The sequence below is a fragment of the Methylobacterium sp. E-025 genome (assembly GCF_022829705.1).
GTDB lineage: Bacteria > Pseudomonadota > Alphaproteobacteria > Rhizobiales > Beijerinckiaceae > Methylobacterium.
This window is the reverse complement of record NZ_JAKSYR010000140.1, coordinates 15,548-40,544: the sequence shown is the minus strand read 5'-3', so window position 1 is coordinate 40,544 and position 24,997 is coordinate 15,548. Positions and strand designations below refer to the sequence as shown.

Below are 24,997 nucleotides of genomic sequence, written 5' to 3'. Positions count from 1 at the left end.
CCCCTCGTGGCGTCGTGTTAGAGCCCGCGGAGCCAAGCTTCGAAATCCCAGGCCCCGGTCGTCGTGCGGGCGTGAAACAGCCGCCACTGGCCGTACTTGAAGAACTCGATGCCGCCGCGTGGGGCTGTCACCGCGCGCACGATGCCCCACAGACCCCACATCACGTCGTCGACGGCGCCATAGAGTCGGCAGCGGGCGAACAGGCGCGGGTCGCAGGTGCCGGCATAGGCCTCGATCGCCGCGCGGCGGCCGTCCTCGAAGCGGCAGACCTCGTTGATCAGCGCGCCGACCTCGAACCAGGGATCGGCATCGCCCGCGAGGTCGAAGTCCACGAGGTGGATATCCGCGCCGGCAAGCATGATGTTGGAGGCGACGCCGTCGTTGCGGCAGGGTGCGAGGCCGATGCCGGATGCCTGCATTGCCTCGCCGATGAGACCGCTCGCCGCGATCAGCTCTCCGGTCCCATCTGGAAGCGGCGCGCCGACGGCCTCCGCCTCGCGGGCCAATGCCGCGATCCGGGCGAAGGGGCAGAAGCGATGGCCGAAGGGAGCCTCCCCCTGAAGCCGGCGCAGCGCCGCCAGCACCGAGGCCAACGTGTCCGCATCTTGCAGGTCGCCGACGCGGGCGTAGCGCCAGGGATCGGGGAGCAAGTCCAGGCCGAGGATGCCCTCCCCGACGATCCGCACGGCCGGTCCGAGGCCCAAGGCGCCGGCGCGCTCGACCGCCCGCACCGCGACCGCGGTGACATCGTCGGCCATGTCGGCGTGGCGAATCTTGAGGAAGACGTCCGCCTCGCCCTCAACGGCGACCAGTACGCAATCCGAGGCCGTCGCACGGTGGCTCGGTGAGGCCACGGGCGCGGCGGCCAGCGCGTAGCGGAGCGGCCGGCCCCGCCATTCGGGGATGCGGGCAAGCGACGCCTCGACGCGATGCTCGAACGGCGTCTCGGGATGTCCGACCGCCTTCATCGCGCATCGCCCCGGATCGCACGCTCGGGCGATCCGCCGGCGCGGCAGAGGCGCTCGGTCGCGCGCAGCATCACGGCAAGACCGGCCTGCATGTCGGAATCCAGGGTCATCTCGGCGGCGTCGTGGGCGATGCCATCGACGCTGGGCACGAAGATGAGGCCGATCGGGCAGGCGCCGAGCAGGCTGAGGGCATCGTGACCGGCCACCGTGTCCATCGGGATCGCCCGGTGCCCGGTCTCTTCGGCGGCGAGGGCCATGAGATCGCGCATCGCTCCGGGGAGCGGGCGGATCGGGCGCTCGACGCGGGCGAGGATCGCGAGGTCGGTGCGGGCGCGCTCGGCCGCCGCGCGGAGCGCCTCGTCCGCGAGCGCACCGGCTGGGTTGAGGATGGCATCGTCGGCGGAACGGATCTCCACCGAGAGTTCGACGCGGGACGGGACGACGTTGGCGGAGTTCGGCGCGACCCGGATGCGGCTGACCGACGTGTGCACGCGGCCCGGCCAACGATCGGCGATGGCGCGCACCTCTGCGATGGCGTAGGCCGCCGCCAGCAGGGCGTCGCGACGCAACGGCATCGGGCACGGCCCGGTATGGGCCTGCGCGCCGGTGAAGACCGCGTCGATCTTAATCGCCCCCCAATTGCGGGCGACGATGCCGATGGTCGCGCCGGCCTCGGTGAGCACCCTGCCCTGCTCGACATGGAGTTCGAGGTAGGAGGCCGGGAGCGGAGGTGCCGGATCGATGCCGCGATGGCCGATCGCCCTCAGGGCTTCGCCCAGCGTCACGCCGTCGTCGTCGCGGATCGCCAGCGCGTCCTCGGGACGGTGATGGCCGACATAGCTGCCGCTGCCGAGCAGGCTCGGCCGGAAGCGGGCACCCTCCTCGTTGGTCCAGTTCGCGACGCAGAGATCGGCATCGGACGTGGCGCCTGCCGCCTCGGCCCGCAGGAGGGTGGCGGCCACCCGCAGGGCGATCGCCACGCCGAGCGCGCCATCGAAACGACCACCCTGGGGTTGGCTGTCGAGGTGCGAGCCCAGCATCACCAGCGGGGCGTCGGGTCGGCCAGCGAGGGCAAACAGCCCGAACTGGTTCCCGACCGCATCGGTGCGCATCGCGCCCCCGAGATCGCGGACGATCGCCGCGAACACGTCGCGCGCCTCACCGTCTTCCGCGCTGCCGCAGAGCCGGTGAACGCCGCCGCCCGCGGTGGCGCCGCACGCCGAGAAGCGGTCGAACAGGTCGTGCAGGCCGGGATCAACCGGCGATAAGATCGATGTCATGACGCGTGAAGCGATCCAGGAAGGCGGCGGGCGGCGCGCGGTCGGTGACCACGCTGAGCGGGTCGGACAGGTCGAAGGTGCAGAGGTTGGCCTGCAGCCCGAACTTGTGGGAATCGGCCAGGATCACCGAGCGCCGGGCCTGTCCCCGCAGCGTCCGCCGCAGCACCGACTCGTGCTCCTCGTAGTCCATCCAACCGCGGTCGAGGTCGCAGGCCGAGATGCCCATGAAGACGATGTCGAAGAAGTAGCGCCGGGCGTAGGCGACCGTCTCGTAACCAACGAGCGCGTTGTCCTTGGGGCGGAGCGTGCCCGGCGTCAGGTTGACCCGCGACGGCCCGCCACCGAGCAGCAGGGCGACGTCGATCGAGTTCGTGGTCAGCGTGAGATTGCGCTGGATCAGCCGCCGCGCCAGCGCCAGCGTCGTCGTGCCGGTGTCGATGAAGATCGACATGCCGTCGTGCACCAGCCCCTCGGCGATCGCGGCGACCCGCGCCTTCTCGCGCGGGTTGGTCTTGCCGCGCTCGATAAGCGGCCGGTCCTGGTCGAGGCGCGGCGCCACGGCGCCGCCGTGGATGCGCCGGAGCAGCCCACGCGTCTCCATCAGCTTGAGGTCGCGCCGGATGGTCTCCTCGGACACCTTCAGGAAGGCGGCCGCATCGGCGACCCCGACGCGGCCGGTGCCGTGGAGGCGCGACAGGATCTCCTGATGGCGATGGTCCGTCAGCATCCGAGCGCCTCATCTCCGATTCGCCGTCCGATGCGGGGCGAACCCGTCAGCCAGCCGCTTCCAGTGTCGGAGCCAGGCGATGGTGTGTCGCCGCCTCATAGGCGTAGGCATAGCCGAGGAGGTCGGCCTCGCTCCACATCCGCCCGACGAAGATCAGGTTGAACGGCGCGTCCGACGCGTAGAAGCCCGCGGGGACCGTGACGCCGGGGAGCCCGGCGATGTTGATCTCGCAGACGGTGGTCTCGTTGATCGCGCGGCCGCCGTGGAGCGGTGGGAGTTCATCGCGCATCTGCGGGAAGACGAGGCCGTCGAGGCCGTGCTCATCCATGACGCGCTCGAAGATGGCGAGGTAGGCCTCGCGCACGGTGAGAAAACTCGAGAGGTCCGGCGGGGCGGACGGGTCGGCGAGGATGGGCGCGAAGGCGCGGATCGCGTGCAGGTAGTGAAGCACGCCACCCGGCGCGAAGGCGTCCTCTGCCTTCGTCGCCTCGGCGAAAGCGTCGACGTCGCGGAGCGCCGCGCTGGGTCCGAGCCGCGTCAGGTAGAGTTGCAGGTCGTAGGCGACCGATTCCATGCCACGGGCGTCGAAATGGTTGAGCCCCGGTGTCGGCTCGCCGAGGTCGGCGAAGCCCGAGCCGGCGAAGGGGTCGGCGATGAGCGTCGCGCCGCAGGCCGCGATCTCGCCTTGCGCCCGCGCGTAGAGCGCGGTCGCCTCGTCCGAGAGCGGCAGGTCGCGCCAGCCAGGCCCGAACAGGCCGAGGCGCTTGGACCTGAGCGCGTCGGTGGAGAGTTTGCTCGTGTAACCGCCCTTCGGCCGGCGGCCGATGCCGGCCACCGTCTTCGGGTCGGCGGGGGTGTAACCGGCGAGCACGTCGAGCGTCAGTGCGGCGTCGCGCACGCAGCGGGCGATCGGGCCGACCACATCGCGGGTCGAGCCCGCCAGCGGCACGACACCGGCATTGGGGACCAGCGCGAAAGTCGGCTTGATGCCAACCAGCCCCTGCGCCGAGGCCGGGTTCTGGATCGAGCCGCCGGTCTCCTCGGCGAGCCCCAGCACCGCGAAGCTGGCGCCGACGGCGGTGGCCGTGCCGGCGCTGCTGCCGCCGGGCAGACTGTTCGGAGCAGCCGAGTTCAGGGTCGGACCGGCCCAGCTGTCGTTGGCATGGCTGCCCGTAGCACTCAGCACCGGGACGTTGGTTTTGCCGAGCATGACGCAGCCGGCCGCCCGCATCCGCGCCACGACCGGGGAATCGGTCTCGGGGATCAGATCGACGCCGCCGGCCTTTGCGCTCAGGAAGTGCCAGCCCGCGGTGGTGGGCAAGCCCGCCATGTCCATCGGGTCCTTGATCACCACCGGTATGCCGTCGAGCGGCCCGAGCGTCGTGCCCGCGATGCGGCGGGCATCGCTGGCGCGGGCGTCGGACAGGGCCTCCGGGTTCATAACGATGAGCGCATTGTAATGCGGATTGTGCACCGCGATCCGGTCGAGGAAGGCCTGCGTCAGCGCCTCCGACGTGACGCCCCTCGCAAACGCGTCGGCGGCGTCCGCCACGGTCATCTCGACGATCTCGATCTCCGGAATCATCTGTGCCGAATCCATCGTTGCCCTCTTTCGGTGTCGGTTTCGGGCCTCGATCAGGCCATGCCGACGAATTCGTCGATCATCGCTCGGTCGCGGGCGACCTCGGGCGGCACCTCGCGGGTGATCATCCCCTTCTGAAGGATGAGCACCCGGTCGGAGAGGCCTGAGATGAACGACAGGTTCTGTTCCACCAGCAGCACGGTCAGCCCGCGGGCACGGGTGATGCCCTGGAGCGTCTCGATGATCTCCTCGATGATCGAGGGTTGGATGCCCTCGGTCGGCTCGTCGAGGAGGATGATCTTCGGGCTCGCGCAGAGGCAGCGGGCGAGCGCCAGCAATTGCTGTTCGCCGCCCGAGAGCGCGCCGCCGGGCCGGTCGAGATAGACCTTCAACCGCGGGAACACGTCGAGGATCGCAGCGATGGTGGCGTCCTCGGGCGTGTTCGCCAGCAGGCAGCCCATGCGCAGGTTCTCGCGCACGCTCAAGGCGGGAAAGATTTCCCGCCCCTGCGGGACGTAGCCGATCCCGGCCCGCGCCCGCGCGGTGGGCGAGGCCCTGGTAATCTCGTGCCCGCCGAAGCGAACGCTTCCGGCGGTGGCCGGCAGGTAGCCCATCAGCGTGCGCAGCAGCGTGGTCTTGCCCATGCCGTTGTGGCCGAGGATACCGACCACCTCGCCGTCCGCGACCGACATCGTGATGCCGCCGAGGATCGGGATGCGGCCGTAGCCGGCATGCAGCCCCGCGACGGAGAGGAGCGGAGCCTTCGGGATCGGGTGAGGACCGTTCATGCCGCCTGCTTGCCCAGATAGACGTCGCGAACCCGCTGGTCGGCGAGCACGCGCCCGACCTCGTCCTCCATCAGGATCTTCCCCTGGTTGAACACCGTCACGGTCTTGGCGATCATCCGGATGAACGGCATGTCGTGCTCGACCACGATGACCGCATGCGTCCGGTTGATCTCGCGGATCAGGTCGGCGGTCCGGTGGACCTCCTCGTGGGTCATGCCGGCGGCTGGCTCGTCGAGCAGGATCAGTTCCGGCTCCTGCGCCAGCACGGTGGCGATCTCGACCCATTGCCGCTGGCCGTGGGCAAGCTGGCCCACGAGGCGTCCGGCGATGTCAGTCAGCCGGAGGCGTTCCAGCGTCTCGTCGACGATCCGCCTGGTGCGGGCGAGCGACTTGCGCCGGCAGCCGGCGATGAAGACGTTCTCGTGCACCGACAGGCCGTTGAAGACGTTGGGCACCTGCGTCTTGATGCCGACCCCGAGCCGGGCGATCGCGTGCGGATGCGCGGCGGTGATGTCGGTGTCGCGGAAGCGGATGCGGCCGGCGCTCGGCGTCAGCTGTCCGGTGAGCATCTTGAAGAACGTGCTCTTTCCCGCGCCGTTCGGCCCGATCAGGCAGCGCAGCTCGACCTCGTTGAGGGTGAAGTCGACGGCGTTCACCGCGGTGACGCCGCCGAAACGCATGGTCGCGCCCTCGGCCCGCACCAGCGGGCGAGCGGGCTTCGGGCCTCCCGTCATCGGCCGGTCCCTTCGGCAAGCGCCGGCTTGGGGGTCGGCGGCTCGGCGGCCGGCGGCGCGGCGCTCGCGGTGACAAGCCCGGTCGCGCGCTGCACGAGGCGGCGCGCCACCGGCACGAGGCCCTCGGGCACCAGCAGCACGAAGCCGACGAGCACGATCCCAAGGCCGAGATTGGGATCGAGCATCGACTGTCCGCCCGCGGTGATGATCAGCGCCTGGATCAGCACCGCCCCGAGCATCGGACCGATCAGGGTGCCGAGACCCCCGACGAGGACGAAGATGATCACCTGCGCCGACATCGACAGGCCGAACACCGTCGGACTGATGAAGCCGCCCCAGTTGGCGTAAAGGCAGCCGGCGAGCCCCGCGATCCCGGCTGAGATCGTGAAGGCGAGGAGCTTGTAGAGGCGCGGGTCGTACCCGATCAGCTGCGCGCGGGTCTCGTTTTCGCGGATCGCGACGACCACGCGGCCGAAGCGGCTCGCTAGGATGGCGCGCAGCAGCACGTAGACGCCGATCAGCGCGCCCATCGCCACGCCCCACAGGCCCTCGATGTCGAGCGGATCGCCGGGATCTCCGATCGGATTGATCACCGGGACCGCCGGGATACCGTTGAAGCCTCCGAGCTCCGCCTGGCCGATGCGGTACTGGCTGCCCGAGGTGGCGTTGAACAGCTGGAACAGGATCACCGAGACGGTGAGCGTGATGACGCCGACATAAGCGTCGCTGATCCGCCCGAAGAACATGAAGTAGCCGAGGGCGGCCGCAAACAGCATGGGCACCGCGATGGCGATCAGGATCGGCAGCGTGCTGTCGCCGAGATTGATCACCGAGACGGCATAAGCGTAGCCGCCCAGGCCTAAAAACGCCGCCTGCCCGAACGACATGATGCCGCCGTAGCCCCAGACGAAGCCCTGGCTCAGCGCGAACATCGCGAGCGCGGCGAACCCCGTCATCTGTACGAGGCCGAAGCTGTCGGTGAGGTGCGGCGCGCCGACGAGCAGAGCGAGGCCGCAGACCAGAACCGTGAGGAAGCCGGCGGCGCTCGCGAACCGTCCGGAGCGGGAGACCATGGGGTTCATAGGCTGCGCCTCAGGAAGCGGCCGGTGATGCCCTGCGGCAGCACGCGGATCAGCAGGATCGCGGCCAGCAGCAGCACCACGTCGCCGATGACCGGCGTGGTCCGGAAGGCGACGAGTTCGTTGATCGTGCCGAACAGGCCGGAAGCTAGCCCCGTGCCGGTGATGATCGCCGGACCGCCGCCGAGCACGGTGATGAAGGCGCGAGCGATGTAGGCGGCGCCCATTGCCGGCGAGACGCCGGAGATCGGCGCGAGGACGCCGCCGGCGAGCCCGGCGAGGCCTGCGCCGAGCGCGAAGGTCGCCATGTAGATCTGGTCCGGCGAGACGCCGAGTGCGGCGGCCATCTTCGGGTTCTGCATGGTCGCGCGCAGAATCAGCCCGAAGCGGGTCAGCCGAAGCAGCGCCAACATGCCGCCGAGCGCGGCAAGCGCGACCGCGATGATCACGAGGCTGTAGAGGCTCGCGCCATACCGCCCGATCTCGAAGCTGCCGACCGGCGTCGAGACCCCGCGCACGACGTTGCCGTAGAGCGTGGTCACGAGGCCGATCAGCCCGAGGCTGATGCCCCAGGTGGCGAGCATCGTGTCCATCATCCGCCCGTACAGGAAGCGGATTACGGTGCGCTCGATCACGAGGCCGATCAGGCCGACGACCAGCGGCGGCAGCACGAGCATCGCCACCCAGACGTTGATGCCGGCATCGACCGCCACGACCGCGGTGTAGGCGCCGAGCATCATGAACTCGCCGTGGGCGAGGTTGATGATCCGCATCATCCCGTAGATTACGCCGAGACCGAGCGTGATCAGCGCCAGCGTGGCGATACCGGTCAGAACGTTGAACCCGAGGAGCCCGACGAGATCCATGCCGGGTCAGCCCTTGAGGTCGGGGGTGAACTGCTTGTTGGTCTTGGGGTTCTTCAGGAGGTCGCAGGCGCCGCCTGTGTCCGACGGGAACTGGTCGGGGAAGGTGGCGAGCAGCTCCCAGGCCTTGTCCTTGGGACGCGCGAGGTAGGTGTTGCGGATGGTGTGGTGGGTCGCCCCATCCATCGTCACCTTGCCTGTGGGGCCTTCGTAGGAAATGCCCGATTCCAGCGCAGCGACGACCGCGTCGCGCTCCACCGAGCCGGCCTTCTTCACCCCTTCCGCCCAGAGCATGATGCCGTCGTAGGTGGCGGTGTCGAGCTCGCCGAGATCGGTGAGCTCGGCGCCGAACTTGGCCTGCATCCCCTTCACGAAGTCGATGCTCTTCTGCGCCGGCAGGTTGTTGTACCAGCCGTAGCAGGTGACGATGCCGTTGGTGGTAGAAGTGTCCATGGTGGTCAGCTCGTCGCCGAGACCGAACACGCTGGCGCCCATCGGAATCTTGCCCTTCATGCCGGCGGCGTCCCACTGGCGGTAGAAGCCGGAATGGTTGGCGCCGACCAGCGCCGAGAGCACCAGCTCCGGCTGCGCCTGCTGGATGCGGCTGATGGCGGAGGAGAAGTTCGTCACGTCGAGGGGGAAGAAGTCGGTGCCGGCGACCGAGCCGCCGCCGTCCTTCATGAACTTCGTCATCCAGTTCGCGGTGATGTGGCCGTAATTGTAGTCGGCGGCGACGATGTAGGCTTTCTTACCCCAGTTCTTCAGCGCGTAGTCGACCGTGTGGTTGACCGTCTGGGCCGGGGTCGAGCCGGTGCAGAACACGTTGCGGTCGCAGACGCCGCCCTCGTACTGGGTGTTGTAGAAGTAGAGGGTCTTGGAGCGTCCGAAGATCGGCCGGATCGCCTCCCGCGAGGCCGAGGTGATCCCGCCCTGGATGACGTCGACCTTCTCCTTCAGCGCCAACTGCTGCGCATATTGCGTGTAGAGCTGCATGTTCGACTGGGTGTCGTAGGCGATGATCTTCACGGGGCGCCCAAGCAGACCGCCGGTCTTGTTGATCAGATCGACCGCGTATTCGGTCGTCTCGATCATGCGCCTGCCTTCCAAGCCGAGCGCGCCGGTGCCGTCGAGCAGGCTCCCGAGCTTGATCGGCTCGGCGGCCAAGCCGTTGCGAGCGAAGAACGGCATCGCCACGGTGCCCGCAGCCAACGCACCGATCCGGAGGGCACCGCGCCGGCTGATGCTGTGGTAGTTCATGATAAGCCGCTCCGTTTCCGCGCCGGCCGCGATCCGGTGCCGGGGACGAGCAGGGCTTGGCAAGACCGATGCCAACAATTCCAACAAATCGCACATGCCTGCGTAAGCCGAGATCCGAGCTGACCCGGGTGCGGGTGCTGATCCGCGATCCCGCCAAGGCCGAATTCCCCGCCGGGGTCGAGGTCGCGACGGGCGACCTCCTCGACATCGACGCGCTGCGCCGGGCCTTCGTCGGCGTGCGCACGCTGTTCCTGCTGAATGCGGTGACCGGCGACGAGTTCACCCAGGCGATCGTCACCCTCAACCTCGCGCGCGAGGCCGGCGTCGAGCGGGTCGTCTACCTGTCGGTGTTCGGGGCCGACCGCGCCGTCGAGGTGCCGCACTTCGCGGTGAAGTTCGGGGCCGAGCGCATGCTGCTGCAGATGGGCTTCGGCGCCACGATCCTGCGCCCGACCTACTTCATCGACAACGAGGCGATGATCCGGGACGTGATCGTGGACCACGCGGTCTACCCGATGCCGATCGGCGGCAAGGGCGTCGCCATGGTCGACGCGCGCGACATCGCCGAGATCGCCGCGATCGCGCTGATCCGCCGCGACGCGGCGCCGGGCCCGCTGCCGGTCGAGACCATTAACCTCGTCGGGCCGGACACGCTCACCGGCGCGGGCCTCGCCGCGATCTGGAGCGCGGTGCTCGGTCGCCCGGTCGCCTACGGCGGCGACGATCCGAGCGGGTTCGAGCAGGCCATGGCCGGCACCATGCCGCGGTGGATGGCCTACGAGATGCGCCTGATAGCCGAGCGCTTCGTCGGCGACGGCATGATCCCGGAGGCCGGCGACCGCGAGCGGCTGACCGCGATCCTGGGCCGCCCGCTGCACGCCTACCGCGACGCCGCCGCCGCCCTCGCCGGTCCGGCCGCGCGGGCCGCCGGCTGAGCGGCCGGCTCACGGCGCGCGATAGGCCGATCCGTCGCCGGCGGTCGCCGGGTGGTCGACGTAGCGGCCGTGCCGGGGCACCGCGACGGTCTCGAAGTCCCGCGCCAGGACGTCGAGGCCGCGGCGCATCTCCGCGCCTTCCAGGGCGCGGCCGTGGCCGGTGACGACGCGCTCGGGCTGCAGGGCGGCGAGGCTGCGGACCGAGGCGGCGGCGGCGGGCCAGTCGATCGTCAGGTACATCGGCGGCCCGTGGATCTCGAGCTCCTGGACCGCGACCGCGTAGATCGATTCCTGCGCCGTCGTCACGAAGGCGTCCCCGGCGATCAAGGACCGGTCGCCCGGGCGCCAGAGCGAGACGTGGCCGGGGCTGTGGCCGGGGGTGTGGTTCCAGCGCCAGCCCGGCATCGGCGGCACCGTCCCGTCCTCCGGCAGGGTGACGAGGCGGCTGGCCACGTCGACCGGCTTCGTCGGGTAGAACGGCGACAGCAGCGCCAGCGCGCCGCCGCCGACATTCGGATCGGGCCGCGGGTAGGCGGCGCTGCCGTCGAGGTAGGGCCGCTCCAGCGCGTGGGCGTAGACGGGCGCGTCCCATTCCGCGGCCAGATCCTCCAGCACCCCGACATGGTCGAAATGCCCGTGGGTGAGGACGATGGCCGCCGGGCGGGCGCCGGGGCCGAAGCGTGCCTCGGCCGCGCCCTGGATCAGGCCCTTCGTGCCGGGAATGCCGGCATCGACCAGCACCCAGCCGCGATCCCCGGCGCCGGACGTGCCGACGAAGACGACGTTGACCATCATCAGGCGGCGATAGGCGAGATCGCCGGCGAGCGTCCTTGTGCCGTCCTCGGCGGCCTTGCCCGCCTGCGCCTCCGGGTCGACGGAAACCTGCTGGACCATGGCCGCGCGTCCTTTCGATGGGGGCGATGACCGCCTGCCTGCCGACGCGGATCCGATCGGCCACGCGTCTCGCCGACCGTATCATTTGCCGGCAAATCAGATATTTTCCGCCTGCAAGGTTCCTGGCATGCCGCGCGACCCGGAGGCGTCGCCCGACCAGGGCCGCAGGGCCTCGGGAGTCCGGAAATCGTGCGGGACCGCGAAGTCGGCGGCCGCCCCGCGCATGGCCTGCGGCGGACGGGGGAAGCCGCTGCGGCCGCCGTAGTCGAAGGCACCGGGCCGGGAGAGGCGCTTGGCGGCGATCAGCCCCTGGGCACAGACGACGTCGAGCACCGTCACGCCCGCCACCGCCGCCGTCGCGGCGACACGGTTGGCCCTCTGCCCACGATCGCCCTCGAAGCCCTGGGCCAGGGTCGCGAGGTCGAGGACGTCGCCGACGACGCGGCCCAGGATCCACGGCGCCGGATCGTGGCTCGTCAGGATGGCGACGCCGGTCGCGACCTCGCGCACGCCGTAGCTGCGCACCAGCGTCTCCCGGCCCTCGAGGCCGAGGGTCCTGCACAGGCCCCGCGCCGCCGCCAGCTCCAGCAGCCCGAGGCCGATCGAGAACCAGCCGAGGCCGCGCGCGAGCGCGTGGTGGCCGGTCCGCGCGCCGCGGCCGGGCGCCGGGCGCGTCGGGGGGGAGGGACGCGCGCCGCTCATGGCCGGATCACCACCTTGATGCAGCCGTCCTGCTTGTCGCGGAAGGTGCGGTACATCTCGGGGCCGTCCTCCAAGCCGACCGTGTGGGTGATGACGAAGGACGGGTCGATCTGCCCCTCCTCGATCCGGCGCAGCAGGTCGTCGGTCCAGCGCTTCACGTGCGTCTGCCCGGTGCGGACGGTCAGTCCCTTGTTCATCAGCGCGCCGATCGGGAACTTGTCGATCAGGCCGCCATAGACGCCCGGCACCGAGAGGATCCCGGCCGGCCGGCAGACCATGATCATCTGGCGCAGGACGTGGGCGCGGTCGGTCTCCAGCATCATCGCCTGCTTGGCCCGGTCGTAGACCGCGTCGACCGCGCCGAGCGCATGCGCCTCGAGCCCGACGGCGTCGATGCACTTCTCCGGCCCGCGGCCGTCGGTCATGTCGTTGAGCCGGGCGACGATGTTCGATTCGGCGTGGTAGTCGAGCACCTCGGCGCCGCCGGCCCGCGCCATCGCGAGGCGCTCGGGCACCCGGTCGATGGCGATCACGCGCTTGGCCCCGAGCAGAATCGCGGAGCGGATCGCCATCTGCCCGACCGGCCCGCAGCCCCAGATCGCGACCGTGTCCTCCGGCTGGATGTCGCACTGGACCGCGCCCTGCCATCCCGTCGGGAAGATGTCGGACAGGAACAGCAGCCGCTCGTCGGGGATGCCGTCCGGCACCTTGATATGGGTCGAGTCGGCGAACGGCACGCGCAGGTACTCGGCCTGGCCGCCGGCATAGCCGCCGGTCAGGTGGGTGTAGCCGAACAGGCCCGCCGTGGTGTGGCCGAAGGCGGCGTCGCCGAGCGCCTTGTTGCGGTTGGTGCGCTCGCAGACCGAGAAGTTGCCGCGCCGGCATTGCGGGCACTGGCCGCAGGTGATCGTGAACGGGACGACGATCCGGTCGCCCACCTTCAGCGCGGCGTTGTCCTTCCCCACCGCGACCACCTCGCCCATGGTCTCGTGGCCCATGATGTCGCCCGCCTTCATGCCGGGCATGAAGTGGTCGTAGAGGTGCAGGTCGGAGCCGCAGATCGCGCAGCTCGTGACCTTGATGATCGCGTCGCGCCCGTCCTCGATCGTCGGATCGGGAACCGTGTCGCAGCGGATGTCGGTGGTGCCGTGCCAGACGAGGGCCTTCATGGTGCGAAGCTCCCGGCCGCCGCTCGGACGATGCGGCGCATACGGGAGCAACTGCGGTCCCCGGGGTTGGTTCTGTCGGGTTTCGGACCGAACCGGTCGGGCGGCCGGCGAGATACGGGCGGCGGGCCGACGTTTTCATGCCGGCTCCGGCGACCGAGGCGGATGGGCTTCGGATGTCGCGGCGACCGGGGCGGGTCACGCTTCCTCTCCGGGCTCGGACCTCATCCTGAGGCGCCGCGCGAGCGGCCTCGAAGGAGCCCTCACGGGATCTCGCGCGCTGGAGGGCTCCTTCGAGGCTTCCGCTGCGCGCAAGCACCTCAGGATGCGGATGCGGGTGGGATCGGGGATCGAACGGGGCCGCATGCCCTGCCGGGCAATGGCGAAGCGGTCACCGGAAACCTGCTCTCCCAAAACACCGCCCGCACCGGCGCGGCCGTGCCTACGCCGCCGCTTCGTCCGGGTCCGCCCGCGCGGTGAGCCGGTAGAACACGGCGAGGCCGCACCCGAACACGGCCGCGCCGAGCCAGGTCGCGTAAGGGGCGAAACCTGGCCCGACGAGGGCGAGGGACGCGCTGCGCCCGGCCAGGGTGTCGGCGACGGCCAGGATCACGCCGACGAAGCTCTCGCCGACCAGGAATCCGGAGGCGAGGAGGACGCCGCGGCGGCGCGCGGTCTCGGTCGCCGCGCCGGCATCGTCCCCTTGCGCCGCGGCGCGTGCCCGGATCGTCCGCTCGGCGAGCCAGCCGAGGACGCCGCCGACCGCGATCGTCATCTCGACCGAGAGCGGCAGGTACATGCCGATGCCGACGGTGAGCGCGGGGAAGGTGAGGTCGCGCCGCCGCAGCCACGCCTCGACCGCGACCAGCACGGCCCCGAGCCCGGCGCCGATCAGCACCATCGTCCACGGCAGGGTGCCGTGGACGATGCCGCCGGCGATCTGCGAGGTCAGCGCCGCCTGGGGGGCGGGCATGGCGTTGGCCGCCTCCATGCCCTCGCGCGGCAGGGCGCCGACGAAGCCGTAGGCCTCGTAGAGCAGGGACAGCAGCGGCCCGATGACGGCGGCGCCGACCGCGACGCCGATCAGCAGCACCACCTGCTGGCGCCAGGGCGTGGCGTCGACGAGCTGGCCGGTCTTCAGGTCCTGCAGGTTGTCGTTGGCGATCGAGGCCATCGTGACGATGACCGCGGCCACGAGCAGCGCCATCGCGATGACGAAGCGGTCGCCCTCCGGTCCGGCGGAGCGGCCGACCAGCAGCGGCAGCAGCACCGCCGCGGCCATGGCGGTGAGGATGCCGATGCCGGAGATCGGGCTCGAGGACGAGCCGAGGAGGCCGGCCAGATAGCCGCAGGTGGCGGCCATCAGGAAGCCGAACAGCACCGCGAACACGGTCGCGGCCGCGACGAGCCCGTACAGCCCGCCGCCGAGCTCGGCGCCCGATGCGAAGCCGGCGAACAGCCATGCCAGCGGCAGGGTCAGCGCCAGCACCGCGGCGCCGACCCAGGTGATCGGCAGGTCGCGCTCGGCCCGCGGATGGTCCGGGCCGGGCAGCCGCGAGCCGCTGGTCCGGACCGAGGCCAGGGCGGTGGCGATGCTGCCGAGGATCGAGCGGGCGAGCGACCCGACGGTCCAGAGGCCCCCGACCGCGATGATGCCCGCCCCGATCAGGCGGACCTGCCCGGACCACACCGCCTCGGCCATCTCCGACGGCGAGGCGCCCTCCCCCTGCCCGAGCGCGGTCAGCAGCGGCACGGCGACGCCCCAGGCGATCGCGACGCCGGTGAGCAGCGCAAGGCACGCGCCGATCCCGACGAGGTAGCCGACGCCGACGAGTGCCAGGGAGAAGCCGGTGCCGAGGCGGAACACCGCGCTCCCCGCCGCGAGCGTCCCGTGCATCCCCTCGGCCAGCAGCCGGAACCCGGTGGTCGCGAGCCCGATCGCGCCCGCGCCGGCGGCCGCGCCGAGGAGATCGCGCAGGCCCTTCGCGCCGGCCTCGCCCTCGCCGGTGCGCAGCACCTCGGCGGCGGCGACGCCCTCCGGGTAGGGCAGGCCCGCGCGGGTGACGAGCGCGCGCCGGAGCGGGATCGAGAACGCGACGCCGAGCAGGCCGCCGAGGGCGCACACCGCGCTGGTCTGCCAGAACGGGAAGCCGTGCCAATGCCCGATCAGCACCAGGCCGGGCAGGATCAGGATGACGTTGCACAGCGTGCCGGCGGCGGAGGCCTGCGTCTGCACGATGTTGTTCTCGAGGATGCTCGAGCCGCCGAGCAGCCGCAGGCAGCCCATCGAGATCATCGCCGCCGGGATCGAGGACGAGAACGTCATCCCGGTCTTCAGGCCCATGTAGACGTTGGCGGCGATGAACACGACCGTGATCGCGCCGCCGAGCGCGATTCCGCGCGGGGTGATCTCCCGCGCACGCGGCGCGCCTTTGCGTGCACGCGGTGCATCCTGGCTTCCACGCGGTGCATCCTGGGCCTTCGTCACCTGGTTCGCCGCGTCCATCGTGCCTCCGGTCCCGGCCGTCCCGCGCGACATCGACGCGTCGTCCCGAGCGAAACCCGAGCGGCAGGGCGTTTTCTCCCGCCGCGACGCTTTGCCGTCGCGGCCCGGCATGGACGGGATCTGCATTCGCCGCGCCGGGCGCGTCCCACGACGATCCTCGCAAGGCTCGCCGCGCGACGGCCGTTCGCGTCGACCTCGGCTAGTCTGTCGATCGATGCAACGGGCCGAACCATAACCTGCGTTAAGCTTGATTTTTGTCGGCCGCGTCGCGGAACAAGGAATTCGAGCCGAGGTTTCCCCGGCAGATCGGCGGGCTCGGGCCCGATGGGCGCTCCGCCCCGCCGCGCTTCGACACACACAGCCGGGCCTCGGACGGTCGCCGCGCGGGACGCGACGCGGCACGCCCGAGCGATCGTGACAGGTGCGCATGGATCTCCCCACGGACGATGCCAGCCCCCCGCTGGCCGAGCGCTTCCGCGCCTTCCTTCAGACCCCATCCTTCCCTCGCGTCGGCGCCGAGCCCGCCCCCACGCGCGGGCCGATCCGGTCCGTCGTCGGCCGCGACCGGGCACGCCCGGCGCCGTTTCAGGGCCTCCCGGCGATCTTCGGCCAGCCGGGCACGCCGTCGGAGGAGGGCTTCGCGGCGGCCCATGAGCGCCGGCGCCGCGCCGCGGAGCCGGCGCGATGACCGGCCGGCCCGAACCCCGCCCTGATCGCCCTGGTCGAGCGACTGCGCGCCCTCGGCTACAGCTTCACCACCGTGACGCCCGCCACCCATGCCCGCGTCAACGCCCGCCCGCAGGCGGCGCGGGCCCGCAATCTGCGCGACGTGTTCGGCTGGAGCCGCCCCTTCGCCGAGGACCTGCTGCCGGCCGACCTCTTCGCGGCGATGCACGCGGCCGGCGTGCTGGTGCGGGACGGCGACGCCTGGCGCTCGGCGATCCGGGTGTCGAGCCTCGACGGCGAGCTGTTCGTCCATTCCGCCTATCCGCCGAGCACGACCGACGTGGTGTTCTTCGGCCCCGACACCACCCGCTTCGTCGCGGCCGTGGTCGATCACCTCGCGCACCGTGCCGCGCCGGTCCGCCGCGCGGTCGACATCGGCTGCGGATCGGGCGCGGCCGGCATCGCCATCGCCAAGCGCGCGCCCGACGCCGAGATCGCGCTCGTCGACATCAACGACGCGGCGCTCGCGGCCGCCGCCACCAACAGCCGGCTCGCGGGCGTCCACGGCACGGTGCCGCGCCGCAGCGACCTCCTCGCGGACGTCGCGGGCGTCTTCGACCTCGTCGTCTCGAACCCGCCCTTCATGCTCGACCGCGCCGGGCGGACCTACCGCGACGGCGGCGGGACCTACGGCGAGGGCCTGTCGCTCGCCGTGGTCGAGGCCGCCCGCACCCGCCTCGCCCCCGGCGGCAGCCTGGTGCTGTTCACCGGCTCGGCGATCGTGGACGGCGCCGACCCGTTCCGGAGGGCCGCGACCGCCGCCTGCGAGGCCGCGGGGCTGGGCTGGACCTATCGCGAGCTCGACCCGGACGCCTACGGCGAGGAGCTCGACGCGCCGGCCTATGCCGAGGCGGAGCGCATCGCCCTCGTCGTGCTCACCGCGACCCGCGGGACGCCGCGATGACGCCGGCGGACATCGCGGAGCGGGACGCGTTCCGGCGGGACGTGCTCGCCGGCCTGTCCGAGGTGCCGAAGCGCCTGCCGGGCAAGTACCTGTGGGACGAGGCCGGCTCGATCCTGTTCGACCGGATCTGCGACAGCCCCGACTACTATCCGACCCGGCGCGAGATGGCGCTGCTGCCCGCGATCGTGCCGGAGCTCGCCGCCCTCGTCGGAGCGGGCGCGACGATCGTCGAGTACGGCAGCGGCGCGAGCCGCAAGATCCGCACGCTGCTCGACGGCCTCGACCGGCCGCGCCGCTACGTGGCGATCGACATCTCGCGCGCCTACCTCGAGACCTCGGTCGGCACGCTGGCGCGGGACTATCCCGACATCGCGATGATCCCGGTCGGCGCCGACTACGCCGCGCCGATCCGGCTTCCGGTCGACCTCGGCGGCGGGCCGGTGCTCGGGTTCTTCCCCGGCACCAGCATCGGCAACCTCGCGCCGGCCGAGGCGGAGGCCTTCCTGGCGCGGGCCCGCGACACGCTCGGGCCGAGCCATCTCCTGGTCGGCGCCGACCCGACGCAGGACGCGGACCGGCTGCGGCGGGTCTATGGCGGCTGCGACGGCCTGATGCCGGCCTTGCACCTGAACTACCTGACGCGCCTGAACCGGGAGCTCGGCGCCGGCATCGACCGCGACGCCTTCCGCCACGCGGTTCGCATCCTGCACGATCCGCTGCGGGTCGAGGCCCATCTCGTCGCCGACCGTGCCGACACCTGGCGCTTCGGGACGGACGCGATCCGGTTCGCGGCCGGCGAGAGGGTCCGCACCGACATCTCGCACAAGCATGCGCCGGAGGCGTTCCAGGCGATGGCGGCGCGGGCCGGCTGGACGCCGAAGCGCCTCTGGCTCGACCCGGAGGGCCTGTTCAGCCTGCACCTCCTGAGCCGCTGACGCGTGCCGCCCCGCCCTTCGCCGGATCGGGCATGGCAGGATCGGGCATGGCGGGATCGCGGGCGGGCCACGCGCCGGCTTCGCTGTCCGGCCGCGACCGGGCGATCATCGCCCGGACCTGCTCGACCACGGCGCGGGCCGCCGCCCGCTGCAGCCGCGCTTCCTCCCGCGCCGCGCGCGATCGCGCGATCACGTCCTGAGACTCGGCGATCACGGCATCCGCGGAATCGGGTTCGGGCACATCGCGCATGAAGCGGGTCTATTCGACCCGGAAAAATCCGCAACCACCTAGGTTAAGTGCAGCCGAATTCCATCAAGACTGTGTCGATTTTACAGCGACGGCTCGAATATAATCGAGAACGCCCCGGCGCTCGCGTGCATCTTCGAGAGCCGCCCAGAACGACAGCAAGTCGGCCGTTTCACCGGTCGGCTTCGACTTGGCATCGAAGAAGTCGTCGACCGGACAGTCGAGAGCCTCGGCGATCTTGGCGATCATGGCTTCGTTGCTGTGGCCGGTTCCGCCGATATTTGAATTTTGCATACTTTGATGCCCGGTTGACCTATGTTATTGTCCGGCCCGGACCAGCGATCTATCGGGGACGGGGGCGTGGCATCGATTGCGCGCAACTTTTGCTCAAATCGATGCGAGGGTCAACGTGACGACGGACAAGCTCGACCGCATGGCCGAGGTCTGCCTCGAAGCGCATGCCCTGATCGATGCCGGCGGCACGCCGGCGATGCGGGCGATGATCCGGCTCCTGCTGCTTCAGATCGGCCGGGAGATGGCCCGCCGCCAGGCCGAGCCGCGGGGGAAGCCCCAGGAGCATTGAGGCGGCGCCGCGGGGAAGACGGTCGGATCATCCCGCGCAAGCAGGAAGCCGACATCCCAGCACCCGAGGTCGCGTCGGACGAAGCCGTTCCGGCATCAGGTCGCGTGGGCCGGATGCGCCGTGCCCCCTGCCCCCTTAACTTCCAACACATCCGCGCCGAACCGCTCGCGGGTCCCCTCTCCCGGACGGGAGAGGGGGCCGCGGCGGTGCTTCGCGCGATCGAGCCGGCGACGTGGGATCCGGCCGCCGTCACCCCGCCCCGAACGACCGGTGCGCGGCGGCGCGGCAGCGCGGCGATTCCGAAGATGCAACGCATCATGGTGCGAAGGGCAACGTCACGGGCGCCTCGCGGCGCCCCTCGCCCGCCGACGCGAAACCGCCGAGATCCGTTCCGCCGGCAGCATCCCCGACGCCGGCCACGACGAAAAACGCCCCGGCCGGCGGCCGGGGCGCTCCCACGCTTTGCGACGGCGCGGTTTACGCCGCCTTCTGGACCTCGGCCGGGACCTCGGTGGCCGCCCCCTCGATCGCCGGCGCGCGGCTCTTGCCGCCGATGGCGATCTCGATGCGGCGCGGCTTCTTCGCCTCCGGGATCTCGCGGACGAGATCGACGTGGAGGAGGCCGTTCTCCAGCGCCGCACCCGTCACCTGGACGTAGTCGGCGAGCTGGAACCGGCGCTCGAAGCCGCGGGCGGCGATGCCCTGGTGCAGCACCTCGGCGCGACGCTCGGGATCGGGCTTGCGCTCGCCCTTCACGGTCAGCGCGTTCTCCCGCACCTCGATCGACAGGTCGGCCTCGGTGAAGCCGGCCACGGCCACCGTCACGCGGTAGGCGTTCTCGGCGGTGCGCTCGATGTTGTAGGGCGGGTAGGTCGGGACCGCGTCGGACGCCACGAACTGGTCGAGGGCCGAGAACAGGCGGTCGAAGCCGACGGTGGAACGGTAGAGGGGAGCGAGATCGAACTGACGCATAGGACACATCCTCCGTGGAGCAACATGCAGGTTTGAGTCTATGGTCCGCCGCGTGGGCCGGACCGGGCTCGTACCGCCTGACGGCCGGTACGATCATGATATTGGAGGGGGGCGAGGTGCGTTCAAGACCCGGCCGGACGACGGGAACGATGCGGCAGGACGCCGCACTTCTGAGCCTGCACGACACGCCCGGAAACCCGGTTCCCCCCGGCGCCGTGGTGATGGCGGTCGGCACCGCGGACGACTGCACCCTGCGGGCGGCGCGCTGGGCCGCGACGACGCGGACCTGCAAGGGCACGGTCTGCCTGCTCCAGGGCCGGGCCGAGTTCATCGAGAAGTACTACGAGACCATCCGCGAGCTGCGCGCCCGGGGCTTCGCCGTCGTCGCCTTCGACTGGCGCGGGCAAGGGGCGTCGGACCGGCGGGTCGACGACCCGCACAAGGGCCACGTCGCCGCCTTCGACGATTACCGCCGCGACCTGCTGGCGATCCGCGACGCGGTGCTGGTGCCGTTCATGCCCGATCCGCATGTCTGCCTCGCCCACTCGATGGGCGGCTGCGTCGCGCTGACCGGGGCGCTGGACGGCTGGCTGCCGTTCCGGCGGATCGTCACCGTGGCGCCGATGCTGTCGATCCGGATGGTGCGCTCGCCCGCCTTCGCCTCGGTCGCGACGCGGCTGCTGCAGCGCCTCGGCCTCGGCAGCCGCTACGTGCCCGGCGGCGGCCCGGTCTCGATCGCGACGAAGCCCTACCCGAACAACCGGCTGACCCGGGACCCGGCGCGCTACGCCCGCAACGCGGCCGCCGCGCTCGCGGTCGGCGCGGGCGCCGTCGGCGACCCGACCATCGCCTGGACGGCGGAGGCCTTCCGCGCGGTGGCGCGCCTGCGCGACCCGCGCGTGCCGCCGCGGATCGCGACCCCGACGCTGATCCTCGCCGCCGGCTCCGACCCGGTCTGCGGCACGCCCGCGGCCGAGCGCTTCGCCGCCCGCCTCAAGGCCGGCCACATCCTGGTGCTGCCCGACGCCCGCCACGAGATTCTCTCCGAGCGCGACGCGATCCGCGCCGACTTCTGGGCCGCCTTCGACGCCTTCGTGCCGGGCTCGACCGTGCGGGAGACGAAGACGGAGCGGGAGCGACTGGCGACCGCGTGAGGCTGCGCGCGGGCGGGGCGCCGGTCGCGCCGCGAGGCCGGCCGCCGGCGCTTCCCGATGCGGCCGCTCCATGGCCGTCCGACGGCTTCGGGTCGGGGTGGTCGGCGGTCCCGCAGAGTTCGCCATGATCCGCCGTCGAAGGACCGGATCGGGCACATCCGTTCCGGGACACCGCGCCACGACCGGCCATCGACCGCCCCCTATCGGCGACGGATCTCGAACGTTTCCCAGTCGTGTACGACGGTACAGCTCACGGCGAGCGCGTCGTCCGTCGTCGCCGCACCATCCATGCCGTGCCGCCGAGCGAGGCGCGCGCACTTGTCCAGGGCGCTTCGCGCGACGTTTTCGGGTACGTCGAGGACGAGGCTGGTCGCGCGCTCGAGCGTTCGGCCGAACTCCCCCATGTCGGTGCCGAAGCCCGCATCCCCCGATACCATCGAGGGCTGCCCGTCTGCGCATTCCAGCGTGTAGTGAAAGGTCCGGCGGCCGCGCTTGATGGTAATGACCGGACCCGTCCGGATCGCGTACGCGTTTCCGACCTCGGTCGCGATGCGTTGAGCTGCGTCGTCACAGGCGTCGGCCAGGGCCGGTGCGGCCGCGATGACGAGCAGGAGGGGCAGGCGTTTCATCGTTGGCCGCCATCGTGAAAGGCCGGGTTGCAACGGTTTGGCGGCGCAGGATCGCAAACGCCTGGGATCACCAGACGGCGCGGATTGCGCACGTCCCCAGCCTGTCGGCTTGGCTCTGCTTCGTCGGGGGCAGCATCGGCCCCCCCGAGCGCCAACCCGACGCCTGTCGCGGAACGCCGACACCGGCCCCTCCGTGCGCCGGCCGCTCAGAAGCGCGCGCCACCGGGGAAGCTGAACACCGGCATCGAGTCTTGCCGCACGTCGCGCACGTCGGGCGCCATGCCGGTGCGCCCGTCCTGCTTCGCCGCGTTGCCGGGCGGGGCCTCCACCGGCTTGCGGTCCTGGGCGCCGATCTCCGCGGACCCGGCCGCGTCCCGGGGCTTTCCAGGCGTGTCGTCGGCCCGGGCCAAGGCTCCGAAGGCCAGGAGACCGGCGGCGGCGAGCAGGATGCGGGATCCGACCATCATGCGCGTGAAACCTTCCGACGTTGCAAGCCGGGCTCCCGAATCCCTCGGTGCCCCGCTTAGGCAAATCGTCTTATCGGCTGCCGTCCGCGCGGTCCAGCGCCGGGCGCGGCGTCAGGCCTCGACCCGCGCGCTCGCCAGGATCGCCACGCCGCAGGCGATGACCGCGATGCCGGCGATCATCGGCAGGGTCACCGGCTCGCCGAACAGCAGCGCGCCGCCGAGCGCGGCGCCGACCATGCCGACGCCGGCCCAGATCGCGTAGACGACGCCGATCGGCAGCATGTCCATGCTCGAGGACATCAGCCACAGGGCCGTGCCGTAGCCGAGCGCAACGATCAGGGTGGGGACCGGCCGGGTCAGGCCGTCGGCCGCCTTCAGCGCCAGGGTCGCGGAGATCTCGGCGCCGATCGCGATCGCCAGCGTCAGGTAGGGGCTCATGCGCTGGCCGCCAGCGCGGTGCCGGCCGCGTCTTCCGGCACCGGGGGCGGCACGGCGAACATCTCGATGTCGTCGGCGAACTGCTCGACGATCGTCGCCGCGTTCGCCAGGCACACCGGCAGGTAGGCCGGCAGCCGCGGCGCCGGCGCGAACCCCTCGGCGAGCGGGCGGTCGTTGGCGAAGGTCACGTCGAGGGCGCAGAACGCGTAGTAGGCGCGCACCGCGCGGAGCATCGCCTGCTTCAGCGGCCCGTCGAGGCCGAACACCTCGGCGAAGCGCCGGCGCAGCACGGTGCGGTCGGCGGCGAGGTCGAACGGCCGGAAGGCGCGCACGCCGTCGCTCGGCTCGGCCGCCTCGAAGGCGACGATGACCTCGGCCCAGGTGGTGCGGCCGCTCATGCCGGCCGAGAGGTGGTAGAGGTCGTGCCGGAGCGTCGGCTTGGTCAGGAGCCCGACCAGCATCTCGGCGACCCAGTCGGCCGGGACGACGTCGACGTGGCTCTCGGGCGCGCAGGGCAGCATGCGCAGGGCGTCGGCGGCGCGCAGCACCCAGAGGATGCTCGAGCTCGGGCCCGCGCCGAGGCTGGCATGGCCGACGACGATCGAGGGCCGGGCGACGACGATCGGCAGGTCGGGGAACCGCGCCGCCAGCGAGGTCTTGGTCGCGGCCTTGGACACGGTGTAGGCGACGATGTGCCGGGCCTCGGCCGCCGGGTAGTCGGTCTCGGCGACGATCGCCGCGGCGTCGGCGCCGCAGATCATCGCGGTGCCGACGTGCAGGAACCGCCGGAGCTTCGGCATCGCCTGCGCCCGCCGCGCCAGCGCCAGGGTGCCGTCGTGGTTGGTGCGGTAGACCCGCTCGTCGCCCCACCACGAGGTGTCGGCGGCCAGGTGCAGCACGTGGGTGCAGTCGTCGAGGCGCGGATCGCGGTCGAGGTCGGCCCGGGTGAAGTCGCCGGGGACAACCTCGACCTTGCGGGCGAGCCGCTGGGCGGTGAAGGCGTCGGTGAACCGGGCGAGCCGCGCCGCGATCCGCTGGCGGCCCTGCTCGACGCCGGCGCAGCGCACGAGGCAGACCCAGGTGGCGTCGTCGCCCGCCTCGAGCGCCCGGTGCAGCACCGCGCCGCCGATCAGCCCGGTCGCCCCCGTCAACAGAATCCGTGGCACAGTCCGCCTCCCACTCTTTGCGGCGAGACATAGACAGAAACGTTCCGATATAATCCCCGCATCGCGGCGCAGAGGGTGATTAAAGATCGGCCGTGCTCGGCCGGCAACATTCACGAATTCGTGAACGACATCTTGGCGTTGAAGTCCCGTTGCTTGCGCTGCAGCCTCACGGGTCGATCCGGACCGAGTAGATCGCCCCGAATCCGACCGTGACGTCGTTCGGCGTGCCGAGGCGCCGGACGATCGGGCTTCCCGCGGCGGCGGCGACGAGGCGGTCGTAGCGTACCGAGCCGATCGTCTGCCACGCCTCCGACCAGGCGTAGGCCAGGGCCACGATCGCGCCGACGGAGCGGGGCCCGCCCGCGGCGCGGTAGGGCGTCAGCCGCGGGTCGGCGATCGCGGCGACCGGCACGTCGAAGTCGAGCCGCATCGCGGCGGCGTCCCCCAGCACGAGGCGGGGGCCGCCGCTCAGGGTGACGCGGCCGGCGGTGCCGACGAGGTCGGCGCCGAGCTTGGCCACGAGGCCGTCATGCGCGCGCAGGCCCTGCGTGACCTCGGCGCGCAGCCGCAGCACGTCCTCCACCGGCCAGACCGCGCCGAACAGGCCGAGCCCGGCCGCGACCGGGCGGCGCGGCAGCCCGGCGAGGCTGCGGTCGTCGTGCGCCGCGCGGCCGCTGCGGACATCGAGAACGGCGCCGGCCTGCACCGCGCGCTCGTCCACCAGGGCGGCGTCGAGGGCGTCGTCGGGCGAGAACCAGTCCGGGCGCTCGTCGGCCTTGCGGAACGAAGCGTAGGGCAGCCCCCACAGCCCGGCCGCCCGCGCGCCCTGGAAGCGCCCGCCGGCGCCGGCGAACCCGCCGACGGACACCACGGTGCCGGGGTCGAACAGCGCCGAAAGGTCGCCGGCGCGGGCCGGCGCCGGATCGAGCGCGGCCGAGGCGAGCACGGCCAAGGCGAGCGCGGCCACGGCGGGCGCGCGGACGGCCGCCGCGCGGGTCGCCCGGGCTCGGGCCCCTGTCTCGTCGATCGCGCCCAAGACCCGGCCTCCAGCGGCGCGACCGCCGTGCGCACGCCCCTCGGGCGAGACAGGATGCCTAGCAGATCCGCCGCCCGGGGAACGGTCCCGCCGGCGGATTTCGGGCGATGCCGGCCGCCCCGCCCGTCACGCTTTCGTGTCGAACGCGTCGCCGGAACGGGGGCATGCTTGTCCGATCGGCCGGGCGAGCGACGCCAGGCGGAAGCGGATGCCGGAGCCGTCGCTCGGCGGCATCCGGACGCACGCCGAGGTGCTGCGG

The 24,997-nt window shown here is 71.7% G+C and carries 27 protein-coding genes; 6 read left to right on the top strand and 21 right to left on the bottom strand.

The window, feature by feature from the left end; all coding sequences use genetic code 11:
• Positions 1-17: 17 nt before the first annotated feature.
• Genes MKK64_RS20560 through MKK64_RS20520 form a run of 9 tightly spaced genes read right to left on the bottom strand, consistent with a single transcriptional unit; the run spans position 18 to position 9,278 of the window.
• Positions 18-968 carry a phosphotransferase family protein gene (locus tag MKK64_RS20560; protein ID WP_243936790.1) on the bottom strand — a complete coding sequence of 317 codons (951 nt, stop codon included), beginning with the start codon at positions 966-968 and terminating at the stop codon, positions 18-20.
• A complete protein-coding gene (locus MKK64_RS20555; RefSeq protein WP_243936789.1) occupies positions 965-2,248 on the bottom strand; it encodes a Zn-dependent hydrolase in 1,284 nt (427 codons plus the stop codon). Before MKK64_RS20555 ends, MKK64_RS20560 begins: the two co-directional genes overlap by 4 nt.
• On the bottom strand, positions 2,223-2,975 hold the full coding sequence (locus MKK64_RS20550) for a DeoR/GlpR family DNA-binding transcription regulator (RefSeq protein ID WP_243936787.1): 753 nt from the start codon (positions 2,973-2,975) through the stop codon (positions 2,223-2,225). The genes MKK64_RS20555 and MKK64_RS20550 overlap by 26 nt, the downstream gene beginning before the upstream one ends.
• A gap of 46 nt (positions 2,976-3,021) precedes the next feature.
• Positions 3,022-4,575 carry an amidase gene (locus MKK64_RS20545; protein WP_147726768.1) on the bottom strand — a complete coding sequence of 518 codons (1,554 nt, stop codon included), beginning with the start codon at positions 4,573-4,575 and terminating at the stop codon, positions 3,022-3,024.
• Between the two features lie 35 nt (positions 4,576-4,610).
• Positions 4,611-5,345, bottom strand: a complete 735-nt coding sequence (locus tag MKK64_RS20540; RefSeq protein WP_147726766.1) for an ABC transporter ATP-binding protein — start codon at positions 5,343-5,345, stop codon at positions 4,611-4,613.
• Positions 5,342-6,079 carry an ATP-binding cassette domain-containing protein gene (locus MKK64_RS20535; RefSeq protein ID WP_147726764.1) on the bottom strand — a complete coding sequence of 246 codons (738 nt, stop codon included), beginning with the start codon at positions 6,077-6,079 and terminating at the stop codon, positions 5,342-5,344. Before MKK64_RS20535 ends, MKK64_RS20540 begins: the two co-directional genes overlap by 4 nt.
• Positions 6,076-7,152 (bottom strand): branched-chain amino acid ABC transporter permease, encoded by a 1,077-nt coding sequence (locus MKK64_RS20530; RefSeq protein WP_243936785.1) that lies wholly within the window; start codon positions 7,150-7,152, stop codon positions 6,076-6,078. The genes MKK64_RS20535 and MKK64_RS20530 overlap by 4 nt, the downstream gene beginning before the upstream one ends.
• A gap of 5 nt (positions 7,153-7,157) precedes the next feature.
• Complete coding sequence (locus tag MKK64_RS20525; protein ID WP_147728981.1) at positions 7,158-8,024, bottom strand: branched-chain amino acid ABC transporter permease; 867 nt, start codon at positions 8,022-8,024, stop codon at positions 7,158-7,160.
• Positions 8,025-8,030: 6 nt separating this feature from the next.
• Positions 8,031-9,278, bottom strand: a complete 1,248-nt coding sequence (locus MKK64_RS20520; protein WP_147728980.1) for an ABC transporter substrate-binding protein — start codon at positions 9,276-9,278, stop codon at positions 8,031-8,033.
• A 128-nt stretch (positions 9,279-9,406) separates the two neighbouring features.
• On the opposite strand from MKK64_RS20520, the gene MKK64_RS20515 reads away from it, so the two are divergent.
• The gene (locus MKK64_RS20515; RefSeq protein WP_243936784.1) at positions 9,407-10,213 is read left to right on the top strand and encodes an SDR family oxidoreductase; all 807 of its coding nucleotides are present in this window, start codon (positions 9,407-9,409) and stop codon (positions 10,211-10,213) included.
• 9 nt (positions 10,214-10,222) lie between these two features.
• Here the strand turns inward: MKK64_RS20515 and MKK64_RS20510 are convergent, their stop codons facing one another.
• The 4 genes from MKK64_RS20510 to MKK64_RS20495 form a co-directional block, all read right to left on the bottom strand.
• Positions 10,223-11,107: an MBL fold metallo-hydrolase gene (locus tag MKK64_RS20510; protein ID WP_243936782.1), complete on the bottom strand. Its 885-nt coding sequence runs from the start codon at positions 11,105-11,107 to the stop codon at positions 10,223-10,225.
• Between the two features lie 96 nt (positions 11,108-11,203).
• Positions 11,204-11,809 carry a cyclase dehydrase gene (locus MKK64_RS20505; protein ID WP_243936781.1) on the bottom strand — a complete coding sequence of 202 codons (606 nt, stop codon included), beginning with the start codon at positions 11,807-11,809 and terminating at the stop codon, positions 11,204-11,206.
• Complete coding sequence (locus MKK64_RS20500) at positions 11,806-12,978, bottom strand: zinc-dependent alcohol dehydrogenase (RefSeq protein ID WP_147843608.1); 1,173 nt, start codon at positions 12,976-12,978, stop codon at positions 11,806-11,808. The genes MKK64_RS20505 and MKK64_RS20500 overlap by 4 nt, the downstream gene beginning before the upstream one ends.
• Positions 12,979-13,417: 439 nt before the next feature.
• On the bottom strand, positions 13,418-15,481 hold the full coding sequence (locus MKK64_RS20495) for an OPT family oligopeptide transporter (protein WP_243936780.1): 2,064 nt from the start codon (positions 15,479-15,481) through the stop codon (positions 13,418-13,420).
• Positions 15,482-15,908: 427 nt separating this feature from the next.
• Here MKK64_RS20495 and MKK64_RS20490 point away from each other — a divergent pair, with 427 nt between their 5' ends.
• From MKK64_RS20490 to MKK64_RS20480, 3 genes are read left to right on the top strand one after another with little or no spacing between them, the layout of a single operon-like run.
• Entirely contained in the window at positions 15,909-16,169 is a 261-nt protein-coding gene (locus tag MKK64_RS20490; protein ID WP_243936779.1) for a hypothetical protein, read from the top strand.
• 21 nt (positions 16,170-16,190) lie between these two features.
• The gene (locus MKK64_RS20485; protein WP_243936831.1) at positions 16,191-17,111 is read left to right on the top strand and encodes a methyltransferase; all 921 of its coding nucleotides are present in this window, start codon (positions 16,191-16,193) and stop codon (positions 17,109-17,111) included.
• Positions 17,108-18,046 (top strand): L-histidine N(alpha)-methyltransferase, encoded by a 939-nt coding sequence (locus MKK64_RS20480; RefSeq protein ID WP_243936778.1) that lies wholly within the window; start codon positions 17,108-17,110, stop codon positions 18,044-18,046. The genes MKK64_RS20485 and MKK64_RS20480 overlap by 4 nt, the downstream gene beginning before the upstream one ends.
• Here the strand turns inward: MKK64_RS20480 and MKK64_RS20475 are convergent.
• Positions 18,021-18,296 (bottom strand): hypothetical protein, encoded by a 276-nt coding sequence (locus tag MKK64_RS20475; protein WP_243936777.1) that lies wholly within the window; start codon positions 18,294-18,296, stop codon positions 18,021-18,023. The two genes, MKK64_RS20480 and MKK64_RS20475, sit on opposite strands and share 26 nt — an antisense overlap.
• Before the next feature lie 63 nt (positions 18,297-18,359).
• Positions 18,360-18,542: a hypothetical protein gene (locus MKK64_RS20470; protein WP_243936776.1), complete on the bottom strand. Its 183-nt coding sequence runs from the start codon at positions 18,540-18,542 to the stop codon at positions 18,360-18,362.
• A gap of 160 nt (positions 18,543-18,702) precedes the next feature.
• Between MKK64_RS20470 and MKK64_RS20465 the strand changes: the two genes are divergently transcribed.
• Positions 18,703-18,876: a hypothetical protein gene (locus MKK64_RS20465; protein WP_187274918.1), complete on the top strand. Its 174-nt coding sequence runs from the start codon at positions 18,703-18,705 to the stop codon at positions 18,874-18,876.
• Positions 18,877-19,353: 477 nt separating this feature from the next.
• Here the strand turns inward: MKK64_RS20465 and MKK64_RS20460 are convergent, their stop codons facing one another.
• Entirely contained in the window at positions 19,354-19,848 is a 495-nt protein-coding gene (locus MKK64_RS20460) for an Hsp20 family protein (RefSeq protein ID WP_147728833.1), read from the bottom strand.
• A 149-nt stretch (positions 19,849-19,997) separates the two neighbouring features.
• Here MKK64_RS20460 and MKK64_RS20455 point away from each other — a divergent pair, with 149 nt between their 5' ends.
• Positions 19,998-21,002 (top strand): alpha/beta fold hydrolase, encoded by a 1,005-nt coding sequence (locus MKK64_RS20455; RefSeq protein WP_147860009.1) that lies wholly within the window; start codon positions 19,998-20,000, stop codon positions 21,000-21,002.
• Between the two features lie 200 nt (positions 21,003-21,202).
• Here MKK64_RS20455 and MKK64_RS20450 read toward each other — a convergent pair whose 3' ends face one another.
• From MKK64_RS20450 to MKK64_RS20430, 5 genes are all read right to left on the bottom strand, one after another.
• Positions 21,203-21,631, bottom strand: coding sequence for a hypothetical protein (locus MKK64_RS20450; RefSeq protein ID WP_243936775.1), 429 nt, complete (start codon positions 21,629-21,631; stop codon positions 21,203-21,205).
• A gap of 206 nt (positions 21,632-21,837) precedes the next feature.
• Complete coding sequence (locus MKK64_RS20445; protein WP_243936774.1) at positions 21,838-22,098, bottom strand: hypothetical protein; 261 nt, start codon at positions 22,096-22,098, stop codon at positions 21,838-21,840.
• A 111-nt stretch (positions 22,099-22,209) separates the two neighbouring features.
• A complete protein-coding gene (locus tag MKK64_RS20440; protein ID WP_147729248.1) occupies positions 22,210-22,536 on the bottom strand; it encodes a DMT family transporter in 327 nt (108 codons plus the stop codon).
• Positions 22,533-23,687, bottom strand: a complete 1,155-nt coding sequence (locus MKK64_RS20435) for an SDR family oxidoreductase (RefSeq protein ID WP_243936773.1) — start codon at positions 23,685-23,687, stop codon at positions 22,533-22,535. Before MKK64_RS20435 ends, MKK64_RS20440 begins: the two co-directional genes overlap by 4 nt.
• 181 nt (positions 23,688-23,868) lie before the next feature.
• A complete protein-coding gene (locus tag MKK64_RS20430; RefSeq protein WP_243936772.1) occupies positions 23,869-24,738 on the bottom strand; it encodes a MipA/OmpV family protein in 870 nt (289 codons plus the stop codon).
• Positions 24,739-24,997: the final 259 nt, after the last annotated feature.

Bases quoted from the DNA above. Each gene is read 5' to 3' on its own strand.
- MKK64_RS20560 (WP_243936790.1), bottom strand. From the start codon at position 968: ATGAAGGCGGTCGGACATCCCGAGACGCCGTTCGAGCATCGCGTCGAG.
- MKK64_RS20555 (WP_243936789.1), bottom strand. From the start codon at position 2,248: ATGACATCGATCTTATCGCCGGTTGATCCCGGCCTGCACGACCTGTTC.
- MKK64_RS20550 (WP_243936787.1), bottom strand. From the start codon at position 2,975: ATGCTGACGGACCATCGCCATCAGGAGATCCTGTCGCGCCTCCACGGC.
- MKK64_RS20545 (WP_147726768.1), bottom strand. From the start codon at position 4,575: ATGGATTCGGCACAGATGATTCCGGAGATCGAGATCGTCGAGATGACC.
- MKK64_RS20540 (WP_147726766.1), bottom strand. From the start codon at position 5,345: ATGAACGGTCCTCACCCGATCCCGAAGGCTCCGCTCCTCTCCGTCGCG.
- MKK64_RS20535 (WP_147726764.1), bottom strand. From the start codon at position 6,079: ATGACGGGAGGCCCGAAGCCCGCTCGCCCGCTGGTGCGGGCCGAGGGC.
- MKK64_RS20530 (WP_243936785.1), bottom strand. From the start codon at position 7,152: ATGGTCTCCCGCTCCGGACGGTTCGCGAGCGCCGCCGGCTTCCTCACG.
- MKK64_RS20525 (WP_147728981.1), bottom strand. From the start codon at position 8,024: ATGGATCTCGTCGGGCTCCTCGGGTTCAACGTTCTGACCGGTATCGCC.
- MKK64_RS20520 (WP_147728980.1), bottom strand. From the start codon at position 9,278: ATGAACTACCACAGCATCAGCCGGCGCGGTGCCCTCCGGATCGGTGCG.
- MKK64_RS20510 (WP_243936782.1), bottom strand. From the start codon at position 11,107: ATGGTCCAGCAGGTTTCCGTCGACCCGGAGGCGCAGGCGGGCAAGGCC.
- MKK64_RS20505 (WP_243936781.1), bottom strand. From the start codon at position 11,809: ATGAGCGGCGCGCGTCCCTCCCCCCCGACGCGCCCGGCGCCCGGCCGC.
- MKK64_RS20500 (WP_147843608.1), bottom strand. From the start codon at position 12,978: ATGAAGGCCCTCGTCTGGCACGGCACCACCGACATCCGCTGCGACACG.
- MKK64_RS20495 (WP_243936780.1), bottom strand. From the start codon at position 15,481: ATGGACGCGGCGAACCAGGTGACGAAGGCCCAGGATGCACCGCGTGGA.
- MKK64_RS20490 (WP_243936779.1), top strand. From the start codon at position 15,909: ATGGATCTCCCCACGGACGATGCCAGCCCCCCGCTGGCCGAGCGCTTC.
- MKK64_RS20480 (WP_243936778.1), top strand. From the start codon at position 17,108: ATGACGCCGGCGGACATCGCGGAGCGGGACGCGTTCCGGCGGGACGTG.
- MKK64_RS20475 (WP_243936777.1), bottom strand. From the start codon at position 18,296: ATGCGCGATGTGCCCGAACCCGATTCCGCGGATGCCGTGATCGCCGAG.
- MKK64_RS20470 (WP_243936776.1), bottom strand. From the start codon at position 18,542: ATGATCGCCAAGATCGCCGAGGCTCTCGACTGTCCGGTCGACGACTTC.
- MKK64_RS20460 (WP_147728833.1), bottom strand. From the start codon at position 19,848: ATGCGTCAGTTCGATCTCGCTCCCCTCTACCGTTCCACCGTCGGCTTC.
- MKK64_RS20455 (WP_147860009.1), top strand. From the start codon at position 19,998: ATGCGGCAGGACGCCGCACTTCTGAGCCTGCACGACACGCCCGGAAAC.
- MKK64_RS20450 (WP_243936775.1), bottom strand. From the start codon at position 21,631: ATGAAACGCCTGCCCCTCCTGCTCGTCATCGCGGCCGCACCGGCCCTG.
- MKK64_RS20445 (WP_243936774.1), bottom strand. From the start codon at position 22,098: ATGATGGTCGGATCCCGCATCCTGCTCGCCGCCGCCGGTCTCCTGGCC.
- MKK64_RS20440 (WP_147729248.1), bottom strand. From the start codon at position 22,536: ATGAGCCCCTACCTGACGCTGGCGATCGCGATCGGCGCCGAGATCTCC.